The organism is Deltaproteobacteria bacterium CG11_big_fil_rev_8_21_14_0_20_49_13 (assembly GCA_002796305.1).
Classification (GTDB): domain Bacteria; phylum UBA10199; class UBA10199.
In genome coordinates this window covers 1-5,217 of sequence record PCWZ01000030.1, presented here as the reverse complement: position 1 = coordinate 5,217, position 5,217 = coordinate 1, and the positions used below count along the sequence as shown (strand labels likewise).

At 47.8% G+C, this 5,217-nt stretch carries 3 protein-coding genes; 1 reads left to right on the top strand and 2 read right to left on the bottom strand.

Going from position 1 to position 5,217, the window contains the following annotated elements:
* Positions 1 to 114: 114 nt before the first annotated feature.
* Complete coding sequence (locus tag COV46_02455) at positions 115 to 3,303, top strand: hypothetical protein (protein PIR17850.1); 3,189 nt, start codon at positions 115 to 117, stop codon at positions 3,301 to 3,303.
* On the opposite strand, the gene COV46_02450 is transcribed toward COV46_02455, so the two are convergent.
* Both COV46_02450 and COV46_02445 read right to left on the bottom strand, forming a co-directional pair.
* The gene (locus COV46_02450; GenBank protein PIR17849.1) at positions 3,298 to 3,900 is read right to left on the bottom strand and encodes a hypothetical protein; all 603 of its coding nucleotides are present in this window, start codon (positions 3,898 to 3,900) and stop codon (positions 3,298 to 3,300) included. The genes COV46_02455 and COV46_02450 overlap by 6 nt on opposite strands.
* Positions 3,897 to 4,637 (bottom strand): hypothetical protein, encoded by a 741-nt coding sequence (locus tag COV46_02445; GenBank protein PIR17848.1) that lies wholly within the window; start codon positions 4,635 to 4,637, stop codon positions 3,897 to 3,899. The genes COV46_02450 and COV46_02445 overlap by 4 nt, the downstream gene beginning before the upstream one ends.
* Positions 4,638 to 5,217 lie beyond the last annotated feature (580 nt).

The following is a 5,217-nucleotide window of genomic DNA, read 5'->3' as shown; positions in this document are numbered from 1 at the left end:
GCCTGACCCCCTATGTGACTGACCCCCTACCCCTATGTAGTAAAAAGTGTTATTGTTCGAGGATTGAGAAAAAGACACAAAAAATGTCTAGGACTTTTTTAAGAAATCCGTATAATGCTTTTCGCCATGCTTCACAACCCAGGGGACATTGTTAACAATCGTTATAAGGTGGTAGATATATTGGGAAAAGGGGCCATGGGAGAGGTGTTTGTGGCGACAGATCGGGCGCGCGGCGATTTTAAACTCGCCATGAAGTATCTGAAGTTCGTCCCGGGAAAATTCTCCGCCCTGAACCAGTTCAAGGCCGAATTTGCCACCCTCACCCACCTTTCGCACCCGAACATCGCCAAGGTCTACGACTTTGAAGAGGACGTAGCGAACAACCAGTTCTTCTTCACCTCCGAACTGGTCGAAGGGGTGGAATTTCTCACGGCGGCAAAAACAGCGGGCATCGAAGAAATAGAGGACCTTTTCGTGCAGTCGTTAAGGGCGCTTGAGTATCTCCACGGCAACGGCATCTTTCATTACGATATAAAGTCGGCGAACGTCCTTGTTTATCCTTCGAGCAAGTCTCAAGCGAAGCCGAGAGACGAGTCGAAAAACAGTACCGGTTCTCGACAAGCTCGAACAGTAAAATTGATAGATTTCGGTCTTGCCACCATCCGTTTTCAGGGTCAGCTGGTCGGCACACCAAGCTACATGGCGCCAGAGATGGTGAGAAAAGAGGACCCTGACGGCAGGGCCGACCTTTATTCTCTGGGCGTGCTCATCTATTCTGCCCTTACCGGCGTCAACCCGTTCCGGGCGGCCGACATGAACGCAACGCTCAAGAACCAGCTTGAACTGGTCCCTCCGCCTCCTTCGTCAAATAACCAAAGGTCGCCCGGCTACCTTGATACGATAGTGATGAAGCTCATGGAAAAGAAGGCCGGCGACAGATACAGGACCGCCGCCGAGGCCATAAACGACCTGAGCCTCCGCTCGCCGGTAAAATACGAGGTGGAGACCGAAGAGACCCAGTCGAGCTATATTCCAACAGAGTCGAAGTTCATCGGACGTTTTAGGGAGATAGCTAAAATGAGCTCGCTTCTTAAGACCAAGATGTCCTCTATTGTGATAGTTAAAGGCGCAGGCGGTTCCGGAAAGACGCGCCTTTTGAACGAGCTGAAGCATCTGGCCCAAATTGAAGAATGGGCCACTGTGTTCTTAAGCGAACGCTCCGACGTTGACGAGTTCACCAAAAGCGTCTCTGTCCCTCTTACCCAACCGACGCTTTTCGGCATTGACGACATAGACAGATTGGCGGACGACGGCAAATATCCGGCGGTACTTGAGGCGCTTCAAAGACTTGCGCAGAACATAATGGCAAGGCCGGCTATCATTCTTATAAGCGCCGTGGAGAACGATAAGATACCAGCGTTCCTCAACACAAAGAACACAATTGTACTGGAGCTTTGGGACTTTAACCCCGGCGAGATCAGGGAATATTTGAGCGCCGTCACGGGGCTTCCCAATCCTCCGCAAAAACTCGCCGACCAGATATTCGAGAACACTGGCGGCAACCCGTATCTTGTTTCGGAACTCTCCAAAACGCTTGTGGCGATGGGCACGATCGTCGATTCGCACGGCAGATGGAAAAGTTCGACTTTTGAAGACATTAAAATAGATGTTAGCAAGACATCGCTGCCAAATAACGTGGAAGAAAAGATGCTTTCGGATTTTGCGGCGCTTCCCAAAGACGCAAAGGATATGGCCGAACTCATCTCGGCGCTTGGAAGGCCCCTGACAGGCGCGGACGCTGCGGCAATGACCGGGGACTCCAACGCCTCGGGCATGCTTCTAATGCTCATGCGGCGCGGTGTCGTAAAACGGGATGTGAAAGAAGGGGCATACTACTTCTCCCGCCCCATAATAAGCGGAGCCATCTATAAAAGAATGGCCGAAGACGCCCGAATGAGTTGGCACGGCAAGATAGCCGCTGTCCTCGGCTCGCATGCCATCCATCCCGACATTCCTTCGCGTCATCCTGAGGCGGCAGCCGAAGGGCCTCACGAATCCCTCGAAGAGCGCCTTTTCCACATGGGCCACTCGAGTCTTTCCGATGCGGCGAGGAACGCGTTGGTTGAATTGATAGAACGCCAGCTAAAGGGGCTGAAGAACAAGGCGGCCATTATAAACGCAAAATATTATGTGGAACGCTGGAACGACCCTGAAATTAAGCTCCAGCTTGCCCGCCTTTACAACAGAACTGGCAAGCACGAACTAGCCATCGAAACCGCTCATCAGATAGAATGCCGTGTAAGCGGCACGGAACAAAAAATAGCGACCGCCGAGATAATCGGCATCGCATACTTACGCCAGAAGAACCTTCAGAAAGCGCGTGAAACATTTGAAATAGCTTTGCGCACGTGCGTCAACATCAAGACTTGTCAAAGGCTGCGCCTTGAGAATTTCATAGGCGAAGTCGAATATTTCGACGGCAGCATAGACAAGGCGATAGAACTGTACGAAAGAACGGCAGCAGAAGCCGATAAACTGCCAGCGCAAGAACAGCTTCAGATAAAAAACAATAATCTTGGCCAGTCGTATTTTCAAAAGGGCGAATATAAAAGAGCGATCGAAAGGCTTGAGAAGGACTTTGAGCTTTACAAAAATGACGATGATCACAGGCTTACGGCCCGCACCAAATATATGCTTGCCGAAAGCTATAGGATAGTCGGGGAACGGGATAATGCTGTCAAAACATTCAACGATCTCATCCAGCACGCCAAAGATGGAGGCGACCTGGAGCATCTCTTCCGAGCCTATAACGGATTGGGCGGCATCTATAACGACAATAAACAATATAAAGAAGCGATAGAATGCTACGAACGAGCGCTGGATATTTCGTCAAGGCTCGGAACCGATAACGAATCGATCACCTGCGTCGCCAATATGGGCGTTATCACATCGAACATGGGCGATTTTAAAAAGGCCTACGAATATTTCTCTGCGGCGCTGGCATTCTTGGAGGGCGGCCACGCAACCGGCGGAATAATGGAGGAATACCACTGCAGGGTTCATTTGGAGCTTGGCGAAATATGCAGGATAAACAAAAAATACGACGAAGCTAGGATGCATTTGGAAGAGGCCATGAGGATGGCCGAAGCATCATCGAACAATGAGATGCTCTTCTGGATATATGTAACGATGTTCCATCTGGCAGACGACATGAAGGATAGATCTTTAAGAAAGGCCTCTCTTGCCTCGGCCTCAAAGCTTGCCACCACGCCCGAAAAGTCGGAAATTTTGAAGAAATTATAAAGAAAGGATCTTTTGTGCCCTGTTTAGAACGGCAGAACGGATCTTTTTATCATTTATCTTTCTCATCCATCCTTTTAACAATTTTTGATCCAGTCTTTCGGTATTGATCTCCGGGAAATTTCCAAAACGCCTCCCTTTTCTGCTTGCAAGATAGAGACAGTCCACAAAAGCCTTCTCCGGTTCAGCGAGAAGATAGCCGCCCGAACCGTCCCAATCAAAGCCTGCAAAGAGATCTGGCGACATCTGGTGAACATCGAACGTTCCAACGGGCGTCTTGATAACCTTTGTATGTCCGGTGGAAGCCACGGTTATAACCTGCGGTATCTGACCTATCACCCCATGAATATGAAGGGCGCTGATGAACGACAAATAGGCCCTGTGGTTAGGCATCAGATAAGGGATGATAAGAAAAGGGCTGAATCGTTTGTCATAAGCGAAGGCCCACACACCTTGAAAGATCTTTTTAATGACCTTCTGTTGCTCAAGCCGCTTCAGCGATTGAGTGGTAGATGACATTGAACCCGAGGTCAGACCTGCTATCTCGCGCGTGGTAAAAACCAAACGGCCTATGTGATGTATCGCCTGTATCACGGTCATTTTAAGAGCTCTCCAACCTTTAGCTGCATGTCTTCCCATATCTCCTTTTTATTATACATTTTTTGATCTTCGGGATTCAGATAATCGACAACAGTATCTCTGAATATTTCGTAATCGATATTGAAGATGTTCTGATACGCTTTTTCTTTTATGTTCTTCGGGATCTCAATACCTTCCAGCCTTGGCATGATCATGTAAATATCAAAAATGTCCCTTCCTTGCGTTTCGGCCCTGTTCGCGAGCGCCGCAACCTTCTGCAAAACCGCTGCATCTATGAGATAATGAGAAACAACGAACGGCGTCAGTTTATAAGGCCTCAAGACCGTTTCTGATATATTTTCGGAGGCAAACGACCGTTCGAACTTTCTTCTGGAGAATTCTATCTTTGTGAAAAGGTCCTCTCCCGCCTCGGTCATTAAATGAACCTTGAACCTTTGCGTTGTTTCCGTCTGTTTGGCAACCTTCATGTCAGGCAGAACTATCTTATTTATCATGAACGGACGCAGATTTGTTAGCAGGGTCCTGGATCCCAGGATATCCAGAACGATCTCCTTTAATCTGAAAGTTTCTATCTCCCTGATATCAAGGTCCATGTCTTCTGAATATCTTATGCTTCCGAAGAAGAACCTTAGATTAACCCCGCCCTTCACGGCATAACTTGCGGGCTTGAGCCTTGGGGCCAATTGCCTTAAAAAGGCCATATGAAACACCTCACGCTGTCCTAGATTGGTTATCATGTTATGTATTATAGTTTATTTTAACATAAATTACAAGACATAATATTTAACGGACATTTTATGCATTTGTGCAAAGAAAAAGCATAAAAACCGTTCGGGATTCCGGACGAGAGTCAACTGTTTTTCCGAGGCATAGCTCGGATAATTAATTTTACTGCCTTTCAAGGTTTTATGCATTTATGCAAAGTCACTACTGTCCCAACGTTGATGAGTGAGCAGGCGATAAGTTTTTAGGCTCTTCGATGTGGTGTAAATAAACAGGGTCCCTTTTCATATGTTTACGGCCTCTTTAAGTACCTCATCGCGCATGTAGGGGCTAAGGGAATAGATAGTAACAACATCAACCTTCACGCCTAAAAGATCTTCCAGATCCTGTTTGATTGCAACAATGTCAAGAGGAACCTTTACCCACATCGTATCCCCCCTGAGCGGATTTAGCATACACGAGTTCATCTAAAAAGACAGGAGGAAGTTGAGTAGTTGCTGGAGATAGATAGCGGGCACCTCTAAAAACCCATTGGCGTGTCATTGCGAGGGAGCGTAGTGACCGAAGCAATCTCCATAAATCAAGTGTTTGCTT